This is a genomic window from Brevundimonas sp. GW821-FHT12C05, from assembly GCF_058807475.1.
On the sequence record NZ_JBXAQS010000001.1, the window covers coordinates 1,836,087 to 1,856,386 of the forward strand.

At 68.3% G+C, this 20,300-nt stretch carries 21 protein-coding genes, 3 tRNA genes and 1 pseudogene; 7 read left to right on the forward strand and 18 right to left on the reverse strand.

Annotated features, from left to right (window positions below; genetic code table 11):
- Positions 1 to 300, reverse strand: a complete 300-nt coding sequence (locus tag AC1RRF_RS08955; protein ID WP_492834054.1) for a putative quinol monooxygenase — start codon at positions 298 to 300, stop codon at positions 1 to 3.
- A 132-nt stretch (positions 301 to 432) separates the two neighbouring features.
- On the opposite strand from AC1RRF_RS08955, the gene AC1RRF_RS08960 reads away from it, so the two are divergent.
- Positions 433 to 831 carry a DUF1489 family protein gene (locus AC1RRF_RS08960; protein ID WP_492834055.1) on the forward strand — a complete coding sequence of 133 codons (399 nt, stop codon included), beginning with the start codon at positions 433 to 435 and terminating at the stop codon, positions 829 to 831.
- Positions 832 to 954: 123 nt separating this feature from the next.
- Complete coding sequence (locus AC1RRF_RS08965; RefSeq protein ID WP_492834056.1) at positions 955 to 2,793, forward strand: patatin-like phospholipase family protein; 1,839 nt, start codon at positions 955 to 957, stop codon at positions 2,791 to 2,793.
- Positions 2,794 to 3,031: 238 nt separating this feature from the next.
- Here AC1RRF_RS08965 and AC1RRF_RS08970 read toward each other — a convergent pair.
- The 16 genes and pseudogenes from AC1RRF_RS08970 to AC1RRF_RS09045 all read right to left on the reverse strand — a co-directional run.
- A pseudogene (locus tag AC1RRF_RS08970) lies at positions 3,032 to 3,463 on the reverse strand (methyltransferase domain-containing protein); the annotation flags it as partial.
- 219 nt (positions 3,464 to 3,682) lie between these two features.
- Positions 3,683 to 3,759: transfer RNA gene (locus AC1RRF_RS08975), tRNA-His, on the reverse strand.
- 72 nt (positions 3,760 to 3,831) lie between these two features.
- Positions 3,832 to 4,575 carry a M48 family metallopeptidase gene (locus tag AC1RRF_RS08980; RefSeq protein ID WP_492834057.1) on the reverse strand — a complete coding sequence of 248 codons (744 nt, stop codon included), beginning with the start codon at positions 4,573 to 4,575 and terminating at the stop codon, positions 3,832 to 3,834.
- A gap of 143 nt (positions 4,576 to 4,718) precedes the next feature.
- Positions 4,719 to 5,438 (reverse strand): TonB family protein, encoded by a 720-nt coding sequence (locus AC1RRF_RS08985; RefSeq protein ID WP_492834058.1) that lies wholly within the window; start codon positions 5,436 to 5,438, stop codon positions 4,719 to 4,721.
- 12 nt (positions 5,439 to 5,450) lie between these two features.
- Positions 5,451 to 5,888, reverse strand: coding sequence for an ExbD/TolR family protein (locus AC1RRF_RS08990; RefSeq protein WP_492834059.1), 438 nt, complete (start codon positions 5,886 to 5,888; stop codon positions 5,451 to 5,453).
- Between the two features lie 5 nt (positions 5,889 to 5,893).
- Positions 5,894 to 6,799: a MotA/TolQ/ExbB proton channel family protein gene (locus tag AC1RRF_RS08995; RefSeq protein ID WP_492834060.1), complete on the reverse strand. Its 906-nt coding sequence runs from the start codon at positions 6,797 to 6,799 to the stop codon at positions 5,894 to 5,896.
- A gap of 640 nt (positions 6,800 to 7,439) precedes the next feature.
- A tRNA-Phe gene (locus tag AC1RRF_RS09000) sits at positions 7,440 to 7,515 on the reverse strand.
- 64 nt (positions 7,516 to 7,579) lie between these two features.
- The gene (locus tag AC1RRF_RS09005; protein ID WP_492834158.1) at positions 7,580 to 7,759 is read right to left on the reverse strand and encodes a DNA gyrase inhibitor YacG; all 180 of its coding nucleotides are present in this window, start codon (positions 7,757 to 7,759) and stop codon (positions 7,580 to 7,582) included.
- Positions 7,759 to 8,793 carry a ribonuclease E/G gene (locus tag AC1RRF_RS09010; protein WP_492834061.1) on the reverse strand — a complete coding sequence of 345 codons (1,035 nt, stop codon included), beginning with the start codon at positions 8,791 to 8,793 and terminating at the stop codon, positions 7,759 to 7,761. The genes AC1RRF_RS09005 and AC1RRF_RS09010 overlap by 1 nt, the downstream gene beginning before the upstream one ends.
- Complete coding sequence (locus tag AC1RRF_RS09015; RefSeq protein ID WP_492834062.1) at positions 8,790 to 9,365, reverse strand: Maf family protein; 576 nt, start codon at positions 9,363 to 9,365, stop codon at positions 8,790 to 8,792. The genes AC1RRF_RS09010 and AC1RRF_RS09015 overlap by 4 nt, the downstream gene beginning before the upstream one ends.
- A 12-nt stretch (positions 9,366 to 9,377) precedes the next feature.
- On the reverse strand, positions 9,378 to 9,596 hold the full coding sequence (infA, locus tag AC1RRF_RS09020; protein WP_003164348.1) for a translation initiation factor IF-1: 219 nt from the start codon (positions 9,594 to 9,596) through the stop codon (positions 9,378 to 9,380).
- 187 nt (positions 9,597 to 9,783) lie between these two features.
- Complete coding sequence (locus AC1RRF_RS09025) at positions 9,784 to 10,143, reverse strand: endonuclease domain-containing protein (RefSeq protein WP_492834063.1); 360 nt, start codon at positions 10,141 to 10,143, stop codon at positions 9,784 to 9,786.
- Positions 10,144 to 10,365: 222 nt separating this feature from the next.
- Positions 10,366 to 10,827, reverse strand: a complete 462-nt coding sequence (locus AC1RRF_RS09030; protein ID WP_492834064.1) for a UPF0262 family protein — start codon at positions 10,825 to 10,827, stop codon at positions 10,366 to 10,368.
- Positions 10,824 to 11,324 (reverse strand): DUF2948 family protein, encoded by a 501-nt coding sequence (locus AC1RRF_RS09035; RefSeq protein WP_492834065.1) that lies wholly within the window; start codon positions 11,322 to 11,324, stop codon positions 10,824 to 10,826. Before AC1RRF_RS09035 ends, AC1RRF_RS09030 begins: the two co-directional genes overlap by 4 nt.
- A complete protein-coding gene (murA, locus tag AC1RRF_RS09040; protein WP_492834066.1) occupies positions 11,314 to 12,603 on the reverse strand; it encodes a UDP-N-acetylglucosamine 1-carboxyvinyltransferase in 1,290 nt (429 codons plus the stop codon). Before murA ends, AC1RRF_RS09035 begins: the two co-directional genes overlap by 11 nt.
- Before the next feature lie 102 nt (positions 12,604 to 12,705).
- Positions 12,706 to 12,945, reverse strand: a complete 240-nt coding sequence (locus AC1RRF_RS09045) for a hypothetical protein (protein WP_492834067.1) — start codon at positions 12,943 to 12,945, stop codon at positions 12,706 to 12,708.
- Between the two features lie 177 nt (positions 12,946 to 13,122).
- Between AC1RRF_RS09045 and AC1RRF_RS09050 the strand changes: the two genes are divergently transcribed.
- Positions 13,123 to 13,197 (forward strand) — tRNA-Thr (locus tag AC1RRF_RS09050).
- A 357-nt stretch (positions 13,198 to 13,554) separates the two neighbouring features.
- Positions 13,555 to 14,106, forward strand: coding sequence for an RHS repeat domain-containing protein (locus AC1RRF_RS09055; RefSeq protein WP_492834068.1), 552 nt, complete (start codon positions 13,555 to 13,557; stop codon positions 14,104 to 14,106).
- 154 nt (positions 14,107 to 14,260) lie between these two features.
- Here AC1RRF_RS09055 and AC1RRF_RS09060 read toward each other — a convergent pair whose 3' ends face one another.
- Complete coding sequence (locus AC1RRF_RS09060; RefSeq protein WP_492834069.1) at positions 14,261 to 14,512, reverse strand: hypothetical protein; 252 nt, start codon at positions 14,510 to 14,512, stop codon at positions 14,261 to 14,263.
- 478 nt (positions 14,513 to 14,990) lie between these two features.
- On the opposite strand from AC1RRF_RS09060, the gene AC1RRF_RS09065 reads away from it, so the two are divergent.
- From AC1RRF_RS09065 to AC1RRF_RS09075, 3 genes are all read left to right on the forward strand, one after another.
- Positions 14,991 to 18,302, forward strand: coding sequence for an RHS repeat domain-containing protein (locus AC1RRF_RS09065; RefSeq protein WP_492834070.1), 3,312 nt, complete (start codon positions 14,991 to 14,993; stop codon positions 18,300 to 18,302).
- 409 nt (positions 18,303 to 18,711) lie between these two features.
- Positions 18,712 to 19,056: a hypothetical protein gene (locus AC1RRF_RS09070; RefSeq protein ID WP_492834071.1), complete on the forward strand. Its 345-nt coding sequence runs from the start codon at positions 18,712 to 18,714 to the stop codon at positions 19,054 to 19,056.
- Positions 19,057 to 19,159: 103 nt separating this feature from the next.
- Positions 19,160 to 20,299 (forward strand): efflux RND transporter periplasmic adaptor subunit, encoded by a 1,140-nt coding sequence (locus AC1RRF_RS09075; RefSeq protein WP_492834072.1) that lies wholly within the window; start codon positions 19,160 to 19,162, stop codon positions 20,297 to 20,299.
- Position 20,300 lies beyond the last annotated feature (1 nt).

Here is a 20,300-nt window from a genome sequence, read left to right on the forward strand (position 1 = left end):
CTAGACTCCGGTCATCCCCACTCCGCCCACCGGCGTCGTCACCTGGGCGTCGCCGAAGGTCGCGATCAGCGGCATGCCCTTGCGGATCGCCGCCTTGACCTCGGGGATCTGCAGGGAGGCCCGGTGCGCGGCCTCGTCGGTCCAGACCTCGGTCACCCAGATGGCGTCCGCGTCCGCGGGATCGTGGGCGACGATGTAGCTGAGGCAGCCGGGCATGCCCGCCAACCCGTCCAGCAGAATCGCCGTCAGCGCCTCGCGTTGACCCGCGGCCGCCGTCATCTTGCCGATCAGTCCATACATGCAGGGAATCATACGCTTCGGCGGGCCGCCTGTCGCCGGGTACTCCAAATTAGGGAGCCGAAGATCGAGGGGCCCGAGAATACCGGCTCCCAACCCTTCCGCACCGCCCCCCCACTCCCTATTCCTACCCGCATGCCTCTTCACATGATCAAGCTGTGCGTCGGCGTCTCCGAGGTCGAGACCCTGGAGCGCAACGCCGCCCTCAGCGACTGGCGCATCGTCCACACCCGCATGACGCCCAAGCGGGCGACGGAGCTGGAGGACGGCGGCTCCCTGTACTGGGTCATCAAGGGCTCGGTCCTGTGCCGCCAGCCCATCCTCGATGTCTCCACGATCGGCGAAGGCCCGGCCAGCCGTTGCGAAATCCGCATCGACGCCCGTGTCATCCGCACCGCGCCCCTGGCCCGCCGCCCCTTCCAGGGTTGGCGCTATCTGGACGGCAAGGACGCTCCGGCCGACCTGACTGTGGCCGATGCGACCGATCTGCCCGACGACCTGGCGCAGGAGCTGCGGGCCTTGGGCGCCTGGTAAGGTCTGAGCCCCCAAAAACTAGGGGTTAGGGGTTTCGGTAACCATATCTAGCCATCCTCGCCGCTCGTGTCGTTCCCAGTCCCTCCCCCTCTCCCAGACCCTGAACCCTGGACCCTGGCCGCCATGCCCCCCGTCCGCTCCGACCGCCTGGAAGACGCCCTGCACCGCATCTTCGAGAGCGGGCGAAACACGCCGGCCAGTTGGTTCGCCCTGACCGGGGGCGAGACCCTGTTCGCCGAGGACGATCCGTCCGACACCCTCTACCTGCTGCGCTCCGGCCGTCTGGGCGTCTTCCGCCGTGAGGCCAACGACCAGCCGCCCCAGTTCGTCGGCGTCATCCGCCCCGGAGAGCCGGCGGGCGAGATGGCCATGCTGGCCGGCAGCCCGCACACCGCCGACGTCGTCGCCCTGCGCGATTCCGAAGTCCTGGCCCTGCCCCGCGACGCCTTCTTCGAGGCCGCACGCACCGAGCCGGACCTGATGGTCGAGCTGTCGCGCCTGATGATCCAGCGCGCCCGCGACCGCCGGTCGGGCGGCGGCGAGCCCAGCGTCTTCGGCTTCATCTCGGCTCGTCCCCGGCCCATCCGCGCCTTCGTCGAGCGCATCGCCGCGGCGATCGAGGCCGACGGCTTCACCTGCCAGGTCATCGACCATTCCGCCCTCTCCTCGGCCTCGGAATGGTTCAGCCGGGTCGAGGACGCCCACGACTTCGTCCTCTACGTCGCCGAGATGGACGAACCGGCCTGGGCCGCCCTGTGCGCCCGCCAGGTCGATCGCCTCTTCATCGTCGGCCAGTGCCTGCTGGCCCCGCCCAACCGCCCCCTGCCCCATGCCGGGGTGCTGGACGCTCAGCGCCGCACCGACCTGATCCTGCTGCGCGACCCGCGCATGGCCCGCCCGGCCAACACCGCGGTCTGGATCGACTCGATCCAGCCGGGCCGCTGGTTCCAGGCGGTCGAGGGCGATCAGGACGACGCCGCCCGCGTGGCCCGCGTGGTCACCGGCTCGGCGGTCGGCGTGGTCATGTCCGGCGGCGGCGCCCGGGCCTATTCCCACATCGGCGCCCTGCGCGCCCTGAGGGAGGCCGGCGTTCCCGTGGACTTCGTCGGCGGCGCCTCCATGGGCGCGGTCATCGCCGCCGGCCCCGCCCTGGGTTGGTCGCAGGAGGAGCTGGAGGAGCGCATCAGCCGGTCGTTCGTCGACAGCGACCCCCTGTCCGACATCACCTTCCCCATGCTGGCCATGACCCGGGCCAAGAAGGTCGAGCGTCTGCTGGAAGCCGCCTACGGCGACATCGACATGGCCGACCTGGTCCGGCCCTTCTTCGCCGTCTCGACCAACCTGACCGCGGGCCGCATCGAGGTGCACCGCCGCGGCCTCATGCGCCGGGCCATGCGCGCCACCATCGCCATCCCGGGCCTGCTGCCGCCTATCGTCATCGACGGCCAGGTGCTGGTCGACGGCGCGGTGCTGAGCAACCTGCCCACCGAGGTCATGCGCCAGATGACCTCGGGGCCCGTCATCGGCATCGACATGTCCCAGGCGCGCGGCGTCGATCCGGCCCTGATCGAGCATCCGCCGTCGATCTGGCGGCTGCTGGCCACCGGCGCCTGGCGGCGCGGCCCGCCCATCGTCTCGATCATGATGCGCTCGGCCACCCTGACGACCGACGCCGAGATCGAGCGGTCGCGCGCCGTCACCGACATCCTGGTCCAGCCCACGCCCGACGGCGTCGACATCCGCGACTGGAAGGGCTTCCTCCCCGCCGTGGACGCGGGTTATCGCGCCATGAAGGCCGAGCTGGACAAGCTGGACGGCCCGGTCACCGGCCTGCGTCGCCGCCGGATCGCCGGGCTACAAGGAACAGACGCGGGAAGGGCAGAAGCGTCACCCCGTCCGGACGCCGCGGAAACGCCGCGGAAAGAGCGTCGCCCAGGGCGGAAAGATAAGCGTCCCGCATAGCGGCGTCATGGTTCAACGCCGTCAGGTGCGGCCTCAGCGCCGTGCCCTTCATCCACTCCAGCACGGCGTTTTCACCCGTGAGAGCGTGCAGATAGGTGGTGGACCATACATCCACCGCCTCACAGGCCTCGGCCAGCACGCCGTAATAGGCCTCCGGGCTCAGCAGGGCCTGGATCGTCTCGCGGTCCAACAGCCGCTCCGACCACGGCCCGGTCGCCATGACGGCGCGCATGGTGCGGTAGTGCAGGGTGTCCCAGGCCAGCGGCATCTGCACCGCGATCACGCCGCCGGGCGCCAGCAGGCCGGTCAGCCGGCGCAGCAGCCCCTCATGGTCGGGCAGCCATTGCAGCGAGGCGTTGGCGAAGATCAGATCGACCGGCGCCGGCGGCGTCCAGGTCGCCAGATCGGCTTGCACCCAGTCCACATCCGCGCCCAGCGCCCGCGCCTGCTCCAGCATCGCCGCGCTCGAATCCAGTCCGACGACGTGCGCCTCGGGATGGCGGCGTTTCAGCAGGGCCGCGTGCTGGCCGGTCCCGCAACCCAGGTCGACGATCCGCCGGGGCTCCAGATCGCCGGGCAGGCGCAGCAACAGGTCCAGCGCCGCGCGATCCCGCTCGGCCTCGAAACGACTGTACTGCTGGGGATCCCAGGTGGGCGGCGGGTTGCTCATGGGGCGAGCTTAACCGGCTGGGGACGGCGCCGGGCAAGTGATTAGTGGCTAGTGGTTAGTGGTTCGATGCCGCGACGTCAGTGGTCGCCGGCGGAAAGGCGGCGCAGACGGCCCCATCGCACGCTGGCGGCCAACCACTAGCCACTAATCACTAGCCACTTCCCACGCACGAGCGGCGCAGCAGAAAGCCAAACTGTCAGGGGAAGCGTGGAAGGGCGATGGTACAGCCTCTCAGGTTTGAACTGAGGACCTCCGGCTCCACAAACCGGCGCTCTAACCAACTGAGCTAAGGCTGCACGTATCCGCGCGAGCGGCGTCTTTAGCCGCGTCGCCTTTGGTGATCAAGGGTGAAGTGAGGGCTGGGCCTCTCAGCTCCATCCCCGCCCCGCGATATACTGCTCCAGAGCGTTGATCCGCGTCGTGTCGGACGGGTGGGTCGAGGCGAACTCGGGCGTGGAACCTTGCCGCTGGGCCTGCATCAGCCGCCACAGGGCGATGGATTCCATCGGGCGATAGCCGGCGCGCTGCATATAGTCGACGCCCAGCCGATCGGCCTCCAGCTCGTCCCGGCGCGAGAAGGGCAGCAGCACGCCCAGTTGGGCCCCCAGCCCGCCGATCGCGCCCGCCGCCTGGCCATAGTCCCCGGCCGCGCCCTGCACCCCGCTCAACACCAACCCCGTCGCGGCGCTGGTCGAATAGCGCTCCGCGGCGTGGCGGGCGACGACGTGGCCGACCTCGTGACCCAGCACGGCGGCCAGCTGGTCGTCATTGCGCACCAGGGCCAGCAGGCTGGTGGTCACGCCGATCTTGCCCGACGGCAGGACGAAGGCGTTCGGCGCGTCGCTGACGAAGACCGCATAGTCCCAGCGCCGGTCCGACAGGCCGGCGGCCTCGACGATCCGGCCTCCGACCGTGCGAATGCGGCTCAGGGCGGCGGCGTCGTTCGAAACCCTCTGGGTGCGCAGCGCCTGCGCCCAGGCGGCGTCCGCCTGCTGCGTCAGGGCGGCGTCATCCACGATCAGGAACTGGCTGCGCCCCAGGGTGTCGTTATAGGCGCAGGCAGACAGCGCCGCGCCGGCGGTCATCAGGGCGACGAGGACGAGACGGTTCATCGGGATTCTCCGCGAAAGCTGGGCCGGAGACTGAGTCTTCACCGGCCGGGCGCTCGCGCGCAAGCCTCGACGGACGGCGCCTCGCGCAAACGAAAACGCCCCGGAGTTTCCTCCGGGGCGTTCCGTAGTTGGTTTCAGTCGCTTCAGTCCGCGGGCGGAACGAAGCGGGTCGTCCAGCGAACCGTCGCACCTTCGGCGGCGCCGTCGACGGTGCGGGGCGCAACGCGCGACCGGCGAGCCGCCGCCAGAGCGGCCTGGCCGAAGCCGGCGCCCGCGGGGTCCTCGGACACCACGGAGCAGTTCGACAGGCTGCCGTTCGGTTGAACGGTGCACTGAAGGGTCACCCGTCCCGACTCGATCCCGCGGGACAGAGCGCGTTCCGGGAACTCGGGCGGGACCTGACGGGCCCAGCTCGGGTTGGTGATCACCGACGGACGGGCCGGGGCCGGTATGGGGGCCGGGCGCGGGGGATCCGGGGTGATGACCGGCGGTGCGGTGTTCTCGATCCGGTCTTCTTTCTTGACCGGCTCGATGCGGACCGGCTCGACCGGCGTCACGTTCGGCACGATCGCCGGGATACGCACCTGCAGCTTGGGCGGCGGGGGCGTGTCGGTCGGCGGCGGCGGAGGCGGCGGCGGAGGGGGCGGTTCGGGGATCGGTTCGATCAGCTCGACGTCCACGGTGTCATCTTGGTACCGGACCTCGCGCAGCGTGAACTGCATGTTGATCAGGTAGATGGCGAGCAGGCCGAACAGGGCCAGGACGAACAGCACGCTGACGATGAGCACGCCCGGGGGAACCCCGAGGAAGCCCTTCTTGCGCGGCGGGTCGTAGCGGCTGCGGTGATATTCAACGTCTGTCATGAGTTCACCACCCTACTGCAACGACTGGTCTTCACCGACCAGAGCCACGGAATAGAAACCGTGATCCTGGAGCGAATTCATGACCTGCATGAAATCGCCGTACCGGGTCTGTTGGTCCGCACGGATGAAGATACGCTCATCCGACGGAGGCCTGTTGCCGATCAGCTTGGACAGTTCTGCCCCGACCGAGGTGATCTCCACCTCGTCGTCACCGATGTACGCGCGGCCGTTGTCCTGGATGGAGACGTAGAACGGCTTGGGCGGATTGGGCGCGGGCTTGGCGACCGCAGTCGGCAGCTTCACCTCCACCGACACAGTGGCGAGCGGAGCCGCCACCATGAAGATGATGAGCAGAACCAGCATGATATCAACGAAAGGCGTAACGTTGATGTCAGAGTTCTGCTCAATGGCCCACTTGCCACCGCCGCCGCCTGAAAGTTTGGCGGCCATCCGGGTTACGCCCCCTTGTCGAGGTTACGCGAGATGGCGTTGATCAGTTCGGCGTTGAAGCCGTCCGAACGGGTGCCGTACGCCGCGATGCGGGTGTTGAAGTAGTTGTAGAAGATAACCGCCGGGATAGCGGCGAACAGACCGATACCCGTGGCCAGCAGCGCCTCGGCGATACCGGGGGCGACGACGGCCAGGTTGGTCGTGTTGGTGTTCGCGATGCCGATGAACGAGTTCATGATGCCGTACACGGTGCCGAACAGACCGATGAACGGACCGGTCGAACCGACCGAGGCCAGGAACTGTTGGCCGCCCGAGAGGCGCTTGGCCAGACCCGACTGAACCGCCGAGACAGCTTGCTGCGCGCGCAGCAGGGCCGAGTCGGAGTGTTCGCCGGTGACCGAGAGGCCGGCCTGACGCGACAGTTCGATTTCGTCGGTGGCCGCGGCGGCCATGTCGGCCAGCGGGTTGCCTTCGAACTCGTCCGAGGTGGCGACCTTGCGCATGTCCGCGATGGTGCGGGCCGAGCGGAAGGTTTCCAGGAAGCGGTCGGTGGCGCGGTTCAGGGCGCCGAACTCGAACAGTTTGATGAGCAGCAGGGTCCAGGAGAAGATCGAGGCCAGGACCAGGCCGATCATGACGACCTTAACGATCAGACCGGCGTCCATGAACATGGTCGCGATGGTCAGCTTGTGAGCGCCGCCTTCTTCAGCGGGAGCAGCGTCGGCGGCCGGAGCCGCAGCAGCGTCGGCGGCCGGGGCCGCGGCCGGAGTGGCGGCGGCGTCAGCCGGGGTGGCCGTCGCGGCGGCGGGAGCGGCCGGAGCGGCTTCCTGCGCGAGGACCGGCGAACCAGCCATCAGGACGGCAGCGCCGGCCATGGCCAGAAGAATGTTGGTCTTTTTGAAATCGAGCATAGTTCGCCAGTTCCTGCTTTGGTGTCTGACTCGTGGAACCCAGGGAACAGGCCAATTTGGCGGCCGGCTCCCGATGAAAATCTCGCCCGCAGCGTCGAGGATTCACTGAACCCTGATCTGCGGAACGCCTCCTGAACGCTTCCGGTTGCCTAGGGCTTCCGGGGCGGTGTCGACAGGCCTTGGGAAACCGTTTTCCCAACCCCTCCCGGCCGCTCGCAAAGGAAAGCGGTCAAGCTCCTTTGGCGAACGCATACCAGAGCGTCAAGTGCGCAACGGCGCTTTTCCCCTCGGGGGAGAGCACGCACGCTCATCACTGAAGTTTCAGGTTGAAAGCGTCAATTTCGTGATGGTTGGGCAGAAAGTCCGACCCTTTGCGAGGGTGTACGGAGCATCCTTTTGGAAAAACGAACCCCGATTGAGCAAATCGTTCCAACCAGTCCGACACGCCCGTAAATCCAGACCCGTTAACCTGTGTTAACGGGGTCGTTCCCACCTCTTATAAGGGAAATTCCGCATACGGGATCATACCGAACAGCGGTCTTCGTCGCGGAGGCTGAGGCGCTCCGGCGAATATGGCCGACATATTGTCTGGAGGGGAGAAGGCGTCTCCTTCCGGAGACTGCGCCATCTCAAAGGAAGATGGTGCCCGGGGGCGGATTCGAACCACCGACACGTGGATTTTCAATCCACTGCTCTACCAACTGAGCTACCCGGGCGCACGCTTTGAAGCGAGGGAGCGGGGTCTATAAGCGAGCCGCTTTCGGGAGGCAAGCACCTCTGTCAGTCTTCTTGCGAACCAAGGTTCCCGCCCTCGTCCGTGGGCTCGTCCTCTCGCACCGGTATGGCGTAGCCGCCAGTGAACCAGCGTTGCAGATCCACGTCGGCGCAGCGCTTGGAGCAGAAGGGTTTGTATTTCGGATCCGCCGGCGCGCGGCGGCAGATGGCGCAGGTCGCCATGATCACTCGGCCTCAATATTGGAATCGCCCGGCCTCAAGCCGGCATCGGTTTTAAGATGGGCCCGCGGCCCCAGTTGCGCCACCAGCGGCGCGGCCAGGGCGGCGATCCCCGTGGCGCAGGTCAGGGTCACCCGCGCCCGCGTCGTGTCTTCCAGCAGCGCGGCCCGCAGCCGCCGGACCGCCTCCTGCGCCGCCCGTTCGGGCCGCGGCAGCCGCAGGCGCGGCTCGACATACAGGACTTCTTCCAGCGGCGTCCGCCCCCACGGCAGCGACAGCATCAGCACCCCGAACCGGTTCACCGGCCCGTAGACGATCGACGGATCATCGCCGAACGCACTTTGGGCGGCGGCCAGGACCGCCTTGCCGTCGTGCTGGGTCCCGATCAGATCGACCGCCACAAGCCCGCCCCAGCGATTCAGCCGGATCAGTCGCGCCGCCGCCTTCAGGGCCAGGCGATTCGTCTCGTCGCGCGAGTGCGCCCGGCCCATGTCGTGGGCGTTCAGGTCGATGTCGACGGTGATCATGGCGCGCGTGCGCTCGACATGGACCTGGCCGCCCGGCACGGCCGCCGGCCCCTGGGCCTGCTCGACCGCGGCCCATCCGGCCTCGATCGCCGCCCGGCCCGTGATCGGCTCCGCGCCCGGCGCGATCCGCGCCAGTGTTTCAATCAGCGTCGGCGCGGCGGCCAGCAGGCGGGGCTCCCCCTGCCCCACGCCCAGCCAGCGCGCCACCGGCGCCTTGGCCTCGCGCCGTTCGGCCGAGATCTCGACCTCGACCTTGGCTCCCACCGGGGCGGAGATCCCGCCCTTCAGCGGCATGAAGGCCTCCAGCCCCCCACCCTCATGAGATCCCAGGTCGACGAAGGCGCCCTTCAGTCCGGGCGCCGACTGACGCACCCGCGCGACCGAGCGCGCGCCCAGCCGCGTCTGCGGCGGCGCATCGGCTCTCTCTATAAGGATGTGTTCGGCTCGGCCGTCCCGTTCGACCACCGCCCTCAGCTCGCCGGGCGTGTCGTCCAGGAAGACCTCGACCGTCACGGCCTGACGCCCGCGCCGGCCAGCAGGTTCACGCTTTCAGGCAACGGCAGGCCCATCACGGCCGGATAGCTGCCGACCAGACGGGTCACGAAGGCCCCGGCCCGACCCTGGATGCCATAGCCTCCGGCCTTGCCCTTCCATTCGCCTGAGGCGACGTAGGCGTTGATCTCGGCGTCGGACAGGACCTTGAAGGTCACCCGCGTCTCGACCACCCGATGGGTCAGTTTGCCGCCCGCGATCACGGCCACGCCGGTATAGACCCGGTGCCCCCGGCCCGAGAGCAATTTGAGGAAGCGCACGCATTCCGCTTCGTCGGCGGCCTTCTCCAGAAAGCGGCGGCCCACGGACACCACGGTGTCGGCGGCCAGCACCACGGCGTCCGGCGCGCGCTCGGCCACGACCCGCGCCTTGCCGATGGCCAGGCGCGCGGCCAGGCGCGGCGGCGTCTCGCCCTGCAGCGGGGTCTCGTCGATGTCGGCGGGTTCGATTCGGTCGGGCTTGATCCCGACCAGCGCCAGCAACTCCACGCGGCGCGGGCTGGCCGAAGCCAGCACAAGCTCAGGACGGCTCATCTGAGCCGGCCCTTACTTGAAGCGGTAGGTGATGCGGCCCTTGGTCAGGTCGTAGGGCGTCATCTCGACCAGGACCTTGTCGCCGGCCAGCACGCGGATGCGGTTCTTGCGCATCTTGCCCGCGGTGTGGGCGATGATTTCGTGGTCGTTCTCGAGCGTCACGCGGAACGTCGCGTTCGGCAGCAGTTCGCTGACGACGCCGGGAAACTCGAGCAGTTCTTCCTTAGCCATGCGGCCTCTCACGCCCGGTGGATACGAGTAGACGCCGCGCGCCGGGCGGAGCGCGCGTCGAAGGAGCGGGCATATGCCCGAAAAAGGCGAGCTAGTCGAGTTCTCCTCCCCGTTCGCGTCGCGAATGGGGAGGTGGCGCGCTGCGGATACGCAGCGTGACGGAGGGGGCGGCGCGGACGGCAAGTGATTAGCGCGCCAACCGCATCTCCGACTCTCGCCGGATGAAGTCCAGAACGCCGTCCAGTTCATCCCGAACCGCCAGCGCCCGGATGCGGATCACACGCACGCCTTTCGTTCCCAACCAGACCGTTCGACGCGCGTCGTGCGCGGCGCGGGCCTCATTGTCATGGGAGGCTCCGTCCACCTCGACCGCCAGCTTCGCCGCCGCGCAATAGAAGTCCAGGATGTAGGGGCCGATCGGATGCTGCTTCCGAAAGCTGAGCCCGGCCAGTTTGTCGCCCTTCAGATGGCGCCAGAGTCTGGCTTCCGGCGGCGTCAGGTTTCGCCGGAAACGTCGCGCCCGCTCGAAGCTGATGCTGTCAGCCATCGTCGAACCCCAAGACCGTACAACCTTAAGATACCCCACCTCCTCCCCGTCGCAAAGCGATGAGGAGGTGGATCGTCGGCGTCAGCCGACGAGACGGAGGGGGCAGCAGAGGGAGATCGGGTATGGCGTATGGACGGCGAACGCCTGCGCCGCCCCCTCCGTCACGGCGCGTATTCGCGCCGCGCCACCTCCCCATTGCTCCGCAACGGGGAGGACAGGTCTTCACCGCCGGTACAGCGCCGTCACCAGGGTGAACATCCGCCGGGCCGTCTCGTGGTCGATGGCGATCTTGCCGTCCAGGCGGGACTTCAGCAGCTCGGCTCCTTCGTTGTGCAGACCCCGGCGGCCCATGTCGATCGCCTCGATCTTGCCCACGTCGGCGCCGCGCAGCACTTCATAATAGCTGTCGCAGATGTCGATGTAGTCCTTGATCACCTTGGTCAGCGGCGACATCGACAGGCCGTGGGCCTTGGCGAACTGCGGTCCGGCGATATCGAAAACCAGCCGGCCGTCCTGCGATGACAGCTTCAGCGCATAGGGCCCCGTCGCCGCGCCCGCGGGCTCGAAGCTGTTCTTCTCGACCAGGTCGAAGACGGCGACGCGGCGTTCGTGCTCGATCTCGGCCGAAGCCGCCGGCAGGGAGGCCGCATCCAGTTCGATGGAGACCAGCCTGTGCTCGCTCACGAGGCCCCCGCCTCCGCCAGCGCCGCCTCGATGGAGCCTTCCAGATGGGTCGGGGCAATCCGGGCCGGCCAGCGTTCCGACAGGTCGGTCAGCACGGCGTCGAGGCATTCCACCTCGATCCGCAGGTCCCCGCCCCCGGCGAACATCATGATGATGCGTCCGCCCGGCGCCTCGCCCGGTTCGAACTCCATGGCCAGCAGTTCCAGGGCGATCTCCGGCCCGCGCGGCAGGCGGCGGCTCTTGACCGCGATCACGTCGCCGAACTGCATGGCCGCCATCACCCGCGTCCCGCCGCATTCCCAGCAGAACCGGCTCAGCGCCACGGTCAGCAGCCGCGCGTTTCGCTCCCAGACGATGTCCTTGGGACGCATGATCGCGTCCTGCAGCGCCACCGAGATGATGCTCAGGTCGTCGGCGTCCTCGGCCAGCAGGCGCAGGGGCTCCATCGGCGACTTGATCACCGCTTCGTCCGCCACGCCCTCGGCCTCAATGCTCATGCGTCTCGCCCTTGATCCGCCGGATGTCGGCGCCGCAGGCGCCCAGCTTCTCTTCCAAACGCTCGAAACCGCGATCCAGATGATAGACGCGTCCGACCGTGGTTTCACCCTGGGCGACAAGGCCCGCGATGACCAGACTGACGGATGCGCGCAGGTCGGTCGCCATGACGGGCGCGCCGTGCAGCACCTCGACGCCCTTCACCACCGCCTCGCCCGCGTGGACGTGGATGTCGGCGCCCAGCCGCGCCAGCTCGGGCGCGTGCATGAAACGGTTCTCGAAGATGGTCTCGCGGATCACGCTCTCGCCCTCGGCGGTCGTCATCAGCGTCATGAACTGGGCCTGCAGGTCGGTGGCGAAGCCCGGATAGACCTCGGTCTCCAGATTGACCGCCCGCAGACGCTGCGTGGGATCGCGCTTCACGATCACGCCGTCGTCGGTCGGGGTCACCTCGACGCCCGCGGCGACCATCTTCTCGGTCAGGGCGGTCATCAGCCCGGCGCGCGCCTTGGTCAGCCGCACCTCGCCCCCGGCCATGGCGGCCGCGACGGCGTAGGAGCCCATTTCGATCCGGTCCGGGATCACCGACCACTCCGCCCCGCCCAGCGAGGTCACGCCGGTGATGGTCAGCACGTCGGTGTCGACGCCCTCGATCTTGGCGCCCATGGCGATCAGGCAGCGGGCCAGGTCGCCGATCTCCGGCTCCCGCGCGGCGCGGCGCAGCACCGTCGTCCCGTTCGCCATCACGGCGGCCAGCAGGGCGTGCTCGGTCGCGCCCACCGACACGAACGGGAACTCGATCTCGGCGCCGCGCAGCCCCTTGGGCGCACGAGCGGTGACATAGCCCTCGTCCAGCTCGATCTCGGCGCCCAGGGCGGTCAGCGCCTGCAGGTGCAGATCCACCGGACGCGCGCCGATGGTGCAGCCGCCGGGCAGCGACACCTTGGCCTCGCCGGTGCGCGCCAGCAGCGGCCCCAGCACGTTGAAACTGGCTCGCATCTGCCGGACCAGATCATAGGGGGCGAAGGTCGAGCTGATCGTGGCGCCGTGGAACAGGGTCTCCTGACCGTCCACTCCATCGCGCTCGGTCACCTCGACGCCCAGGGCCTGCAGCAGCTTGCCCAGGAATTTCGTGTCCGCCAGACGCGGCATGTTGGTCAGCAGCAGCGGCTGATCCGTCAGGATCGAGGCGGCCATCAGCTTGAGGGCGGAATTCTTGGCGCCGCTCACGGGGATGATCCCGTTCAGCTGGGCGCCGCCGGTGATGGCGATGCTGTCCATGTGGTCTCTTGCGGCCCTGCGCGGGGGCGTCAGGGGGATCGGCTATCTAGCGCGGTCCGCCGGGGGAGCGAAAGGCCGCGCGAACGGTGCGGCCGATGACTTTCAGTTGCTCGGTCTTGCAGGCTTGGCCGCGACCTTGCGGCGGCGCAGGTTGTCGCGCAGCGCCTTGGCCAGACGAAGCGCCTTCTCGGACTTGGCGCGGGCCGGACCGGCGGGCGCGGTCGCCCCGGAAACGCCGGTCGATACTTCCGCGGTCGAGGCGGCCTTCACCGGCGCGGGCGCGGCCGGCGGGGCCTCGGGGACGGCGGCGGCTTCGGGAGCGGTCGTCTCGGGCTTGTCCATGAATCGATCAGAGCCCGCGTCGCGGCGCCGCGCAAGGCCCCGACACCGTTAACGCGAACCTTGTCCACGGTCGCCCTCCGATCAGGCGAACCCGGTCGCCAAACTTTTCACACCCAAGCGGAAATAGGGCTTCCCCCCCGCCACGACGTTGGCTATAGGGCCGCTTCCTCAGATTTCGCCGCCGTAGCTCAGTGGTAGAGCGCATCCTTGGTAAGGCTGAGGTCGTGGGTTCGATTCCCCCCGGCGGCACCATCTTTTCCTTCGGGAAAAACATTAGGGCGCGACCTCGCTGGTCGCGCCCTAAGTCGTTTTGGACCCTGCGCACGCCTTGGGCGCACCGCCTGTCCGCGCGGTTTCAGCAACTCCCCCGACTGAAGACGAAGCGCGGCCTTTCGGCATGGCCTGCTGTCGCGACGCTGATCTCGCGGCCCGCAAACCATGGCGGCCCTTCGCCATAGTCGAGAAAGCAAACCCCACCGCCGCGTGCCCGACCCGGTGTGGATCGCGGCGACGTTCATCGTCGCCACGGCCGGACCGGATGCAGCTTTACAGCGCCTTGACTCCCTCAATCATCGGATGAACGGTCGCGGCCGACAGGGGGAGTCTTTCATGAGAGTTGTTGCGGTTCTGGCGGCGGCGTTCGCGCTCGCCGCGCCGGGCGCGTGTCTGGCGCAGGTCACCCAATCCTACAGCTATGACGGCAACGGCCGGCTGACCGGGGTGACCACCTCGAACGGGACGAACACCCATACGTCGGCCTACGCCTACGACGGTGCGAACAACCGCACCGCGCGCAACGGAGCCGGGGCGACGACCTGGGCGGCGGTGTCGCGACTGCCGGCGAACCGGTGGCTTCAGCCGGACGAGGCGCTGACCTCTCCCGACGGCCGCTACAGTCTGGCGTTCAGGCCGTCGGGTCGGCTGGAGTTGTGGTCCGGCGATGCGCCCGCCCCGGCGCTCGCGGGCGCTCCGTCCCTCGCCGCGGCGTTCCGGCTGACCGACGGCGGTCAGGCGCTGTTCCTGCCCCGGCCCACGACCGCGAGCGCTTCCGGCGCCTCCTGGGTGTCGCTGGGCGACGACGGGGCCCTGCTGCTGACCAGCGAGGCGGGGGACGAGGTCTGGCGATCCGGGAATGCGACCGGCCAGGAGGTCGGCCGATGACCCGCCGCAACTTTAAGGGCGCGCTCTTCGGATCCGCGGCGGCGACCGTGCTCATCGCGGCGGTTTCGGCGAGCCCGGCCGCCGCTCAGGTGCAGCCGACCCCGCCCACGCACTATACGCCCGGTCCCCAGGGCGTGGACATGGTCTCCGGAACCTACAACCACAGCGTCATGGAAGTCGCGATCGGAGATCCGAACGCGGGAGGTCTGACGTTCGGCCGCATCTTCCTCGGCCACGGCGGCTGGCGTGATTTGAACATCGGCACGATCTCCTTCACCTCATCTCCGGCGCTTGTAAGCGCCGGCCCGATTTCCGAGCCCTTCACCTGGAATGGGACGTGGTGGGTGTCGCAGTTCGCCAACGGCTCCACCATGGTGCAGACGATAGTGAATTCGGTGCCGCTCATTACCGTCACGGATTCCCGCGGCAATGTCGCGACGTTCACGAACGAGTTCTATTTCAGCCGCACGCCGTGGGGCCTGGCGGGCACCGGGCAGAATCTGCTCTCCTACAAAGCGGCCGATGGAGTAAAGACGGATTACCACTATATAACCGAGGATTATTGTACAGAGTATAATAGCAAGGGCCAGTGTATATTTTCGACACCCGCCACTCGCCTTCAATCGATAACCAATAATCTCGGATATCAGCTAAAGTACACGTATCAATCAGACTCTACGTCCGACGTGGAGTCTTGGCTCAGGCTAAAGTCGGTTACCGGAATCAATAACGCGGTGGATTATTGCAATCCATCCGCAAATTCTTGCCCTGGGCTCACAAGGAATTGGCCGAGCGTCACGCTCAGCAATCAAGACCGCCCGTTCACATCGACCGATCAGTCGGGCCGGGTCACGACGTACACCTACACAGGCTTCGGCCAGGGGTTGATCGATAGCGTTCGCTATCCGGGCTCGACCAGCGACGATATCAATATCGACTACGATACGTCGCAAATCGTGGTTGGGGCGACGGACGCCTCGGGCGCGTGGTCCTATGCGTTCACGGACTCCGGCGGCGCACGGACCGCTGTCGCGTCCGGCCCGCTGGGTCAGACCCTTACCGTCGTCGCGGATCTGACTACCGGCCGTCCCGTCACGGTTTCGAACGCGGGCGGCGAAACCCTTTCCTATCAATACGACGCTCATGAGCGGGTGACGCGGGTCACCGCCTCGGAGGGAAGTTACACCCAGGTCACCTATGACGACCGCGGCAACATCAGCCAGACGACATCGGTCGCCAAGCCCGGCTCCGGCCTGGCCAATATCGTCACAAGCGCGGCCTATCCGCTGACGTGCGCCAACCCGGTGACCTGCAACCGGCCGACATCGACCACGGACGCGCTCGGCAACGTCACGGACTACACCTGGGACAGCACCCACGGCGGGCCGCTGACCATCACCGCTCCGGCGCCGACGACGGGCGCCGCCCGGCCGCAGACCCGCTTCGCCTATGCGGCCCAGACCGCCCAGTACAAGAACAGTTCGGGCGTGATCGTCGCGGCGGCGGCGTCGGTGATCCTGCCGGTCGAGACCTCGGCCTGCGCGACCGGGACGAGTTGCGACGGAACGGCGGACGAAGTCCTGACGACCGTCGCCTACGGCTCGACCGGCGTGGCCAACAACCTGCGGCCGACGTCGGTCAGCCAGGGCTCCGGCGTCGATCCGGCCATCGCCACGACCGCGGTGACCTATACGCCGGAAGGCGACGTCGCGACGGTGGATGGCCCTCTGGCGGGATCGGACGACACGACCCGCTACCGCTACGACAGCGCCCGCCAGGTCGTCGGCGTGGTCGGCCCGGATCCAGACGGCGTCGGTGCCGGTCTGAACCGGGCCCAGCGGATGACCTACAATCCGCGCGGCCAGGTCACCCTGGCCGAGACGGGCGTGACCCCGGGCTACACCGACTCGAACTGGTCCGCCTTCAACCCGCTGGTGCGGGACATCACGGTCTATGACGACCGGGGCCGTCCGGGGCTGATCGGCCAGCAGACCGGGGCGGGCGCCACCATCGGTGTCCAGCAGGTCAGCTACGACGCCGCCGGCCGGCCCGACTGCGTGGCGATCCGCATGAACCCGGCGACCTGGGGAAGCCTGCCGCCGTCGGCCTGTACGGCGACGACGGTCGGAAGCGACGGCCCGGACCGAATCTCGAGGGCGACCTATGACGCCGCGGGCCGCCCCCTGACCACGACCACGGCCTATGGTCTGGCCGAGGCGATCACCGAAAGCGTGACCTATGCCGCCAACGGCCGGGTCAACACCCTGACCGACGGGAACGGCAACGTCTCGATCCAGGTCTACGACGGTTTCGACCGGCCGGTGAGGATGCGCTACCCGAACCCGATCGGCGGCGGGACATCATCGACCGACTATGAGCAGACCGACTACGACATCTACGGTCGGACGGTCTCCGGTCGCGACCGGGCAGGGCAGATCACGACGCTGGCGCTGGACAACCTCGGGCGGGTGACGGCGATCGACGCCCCCTCCGGCACCATGGATCTGGCCTACACCTACGACAACCTGGGCCGGACGCTGACCTCCGCGGGCGGCGGCCAGACCCTGACCTACGCCTGGGACCCGCTGTCTCGCCTCACGTCGGAGGCCGGGCCGCTGGGCGCGATGAGCTATCAATACGACGCCGCTGGCCGCCAGACCCGGATCACCTGGCCGGACGCCGTCTATGTTCGGTACGACCACGATCTGTACGGCGCAGTGACCGCGATCCGCGAGAACGGGGCGACGTCGGGGACGGGGGTGCTGGCGACCTATACCTACACCGCCCTCGGACGGCCGAGCACCCTGGTGCGCGGCAACGGGACGACCACGGCCTGGGGCTATGACGCCCCTGGCCGGATGACGAGCCTGAGCCACGATGCGGCCGGTACGGCCAACGACGTGACCTTCGGCTATACGTGGAACGCGGCCGGTCAGATCGCCAGCCGCACGGTGTCGAACTCAGCCTATGTCCACACGCTCGGCGTCGGCTCGACGGCCTACGCCAACGACGGTCTGAACCGGCTGACGAGCGTCGGGGGAACCGGCGTCACCTATGACGCCAACCACAACATCGCGACGGCGCAAGGATCGAGCTACGGATACGACGCATCGAACCGTCTGACGTCGGCCACGATCGGCGGCAGCGGATACAGCTTCGCCTACGATCCCGCCGACAGACTCTACAGTTCGGCAAGTTCGGGCGTACGCTACCAGTACGCCGGCGAACAATTGGTGGGCGAGTACAACAGCTCGGGCGTCTTGGTCGCCCGCCACATCCCCGGACCCGGTCTGGACATGCCGGTCGCCAGCCTGTTCACGGGCGGCCCCCGTTACCAGCAGCTGGCGGACGAGCGCGGTTCCGTCGTCGGCCTGACTGACGCCTCGGCCAACGTCATCGGGGTCAACGTCTACGACGAGTACGGTGTCGCGACGGCTTCCGACCGGTTCCAGTACACCGGACAGGCCGTCCTCGCCCCCGGTCTCTACAACTATCGCGCCCGCGCTTACGCGCCCGAACTCGGTCGGTTCCTGCAGACCGACCCGATCGGATACGACGAGGGCCCCAATCTCTATGCCTATGTCGGACTTGACCCCATCAATTTTGTTGATCCGACGGGCCTGGGGCGCTGGCGGACGGTCTGTGTCACCCAACCCGTCACGGAGCAGGGCGAGACCGACCCGTGGAGCGGCGGTACGCCCGGCGGGGCGCAAATCTGCACCAGAACCTGGGATTCGCGAGGAACGGCCTCGGGTTCAGGAGGCGTTCGGTCAGGCATATTTGGACCAGGGAACGGCACCGGGTCGTACTTCCCGGGCGCGGAAGTCCAGGGGCCGCCGATCCAGACCGATCCCCAATATGCGCCGTTCAGAGCCGCCTATCAGGATGCAATGGACGAGAACAGTTGGATGTGGGCGCCAGTTCTCGCGCCGGTTGCAGTTGTCGGAGGTTTGAGTGCGGGCCCTGCGGCGGTTACGTGGATGGCTCGCTCACCCACCTTCGGAGTGCGGGGACCTATCTTCGGAACTAGGTACGGCGGCAACACCCCTCTGTTCAATTCGTCATCAAATCTTCGACTGGGGTGGGGATGGCATGGTAGTAAGAATTTCGGGGTCTATCAGTTCCGTTTAGCCGGAAACTGGTTGAAATCAGTGATGAAAAATCCTCACGTGAATTTCTGGCACTATCGGCCATGATGAAAAAAAACAACCCAACGCCGTCAAGCGTTGCTGAGGCTGCGGATTTAATAGAGCGATTCATATACGGAAGACCGCTGAAGCACCCGAATGAGTGGGATGACTTCCTATCGTGGCCGTCTGAATCTGAAGTGGTTGAACCGTTTAGGCTTGAAGCAGGCAAGCTTTTCGAGATGCAGATGGGGGGGGCTCGTCGGCAGATGGAAATGATATCGAAATTCGAGGAACTTCTCCGTCAGATGCGAGCCCTTGAGCCGTTGCAGGGCGCAGCTCCGAAATCCGGATAGGATTACTGACACACACCCCTTGTCATCTCGAGCTGGTAGCGAACCGGTCGAAACGCCGCCCGAAGCCGGCCCTGCGACACCCCGTCCGCGACAGCCTCGCCGACCCGTGCTACGTCCGCATCATGCTCCGGCGCGCGCAAACCCTGCTGAACAAGGTCGGCCTTCTGGCCGCGCTGCTGTTCGCCCTGGTCGCCGTCATGCCCGCGACGGCCGCCGTGGCCTGCGCGGACGAGACGCCGCCCGCAGCCGCCGCCGGCGCCGCCGCGCCTTGCGAGGATCCGGCCTGCGAGCATTGCGTCATCGTCTGCGGACACGGCTGCTGCCATGCCCCGCACGCGGCGGCGCCCCAGCCCCCGGCCCCTGCCCTGCCGCTCCCCAGCGAACGCCACGGCGTTTCGCGCTGGGCCTCGTCCCCCGGCGCGCCGTTGCAGGCCGCCTACGGTCTCGAACGCCCCCCACGGGTCTGATCCGGCGCGGCCTTTCGCGTCGCGCCCCTCCCTTCATCCTGATCAGATCCCCGGCTCGCCCGAGCGCGCATCAACGCGTTCGCGGGCCCATCCAGAGACCTCCATGACCACCCGTAAACACTGGCTGATGACCGGCGCCGCCGTCATCGCCGCTCTCGGCGTCGGCTTCGGCGGCGCCCAGCTGCTGAGCCCGCCCGCCCCGTCGCCCGCCGAGAACCACGCCGAGGAAGAAGCCGCTCCCGAAGGCTTCCTCGCCATGACCGAACAGCAGGCGACCGCCGCCGGGGTCAGCCTGGCCGCCGTCACCAGAGGCGGCGGAAGCGAATACCGCCTGCCCGGCCGCGTCGCCGTCGCTCCGGGCGCCGAAGCCCGCGTCGACGCCCCGCTGGCGGGCGTGGTCACCGCCGTCCACGTCGGCCCCGGCTCGACCGTCCGGCGCGGCGCCGCCCTGGCCACCCTGCGCAGTCCTGAAGGCGCTTCGGCCCGCGCCGACATGGACGCCGCCGCCGCCGAGGCCGAAGCCGCCCGCGCCGCCGCCGCCCGCGACCGCGCCCTGTTCGACCGCGGCTACATGCCCCGCGCCCGCGTGGACGTCAGCGAGGCCGAATCGCGCAGCGCCGACGCCCGCCTGCGCGCCGCCCGCGCCCGCGTCGCCGCCTGGGGCTCGCCCGGCTCCGACGGGGTGGTGGTGGTCCGCAGCCCCGCCGACGGCGTGGTCACCCGCCTGCTCGCCGCTCCCGGCGTGGTCCTGCACGAAGAAGCCCTGCAGGTCGCCCAGATCGCCGACGCCGGACGCACCGAACTGGTCTTCGACGCCCCGCCCGCCGCTGCTCGCCTGCTGACCGTCGGAACCCGGCTGCGCGCCGATCTGGCCGGCGGCGAGACGCTGGAGGCCGTGGTCATCGCCGTCGCCCCGGCCACGGAAGGCGGCACCGCCGTCGTCCGCGCCGCGCCCTCGGGACGCGCCCCCGCCGCCGGCACCATCCTCTCCGCCCGCCTGTCGGTCGGCGGCGGCGACGGCCTGACCGTCCCGGCCGATGCGGTCCAGACGGTCGAGGGCGCGCCCTCGGTCTTCGTGCGGGAAGCGACCGGCTTCCGCGCCCGGCCCGTCGTCACCGGCGCCACCGCCGGCGGCCGCATCGAGATCCTCTCGGGCCTGACCGGGTCCGAACGCATCGCCGGCGCCGGCGCCTTCCTGCTCAAGGCCGAACTGGCCAAGGGCGAGGCGGAGCACGGGCACTGAT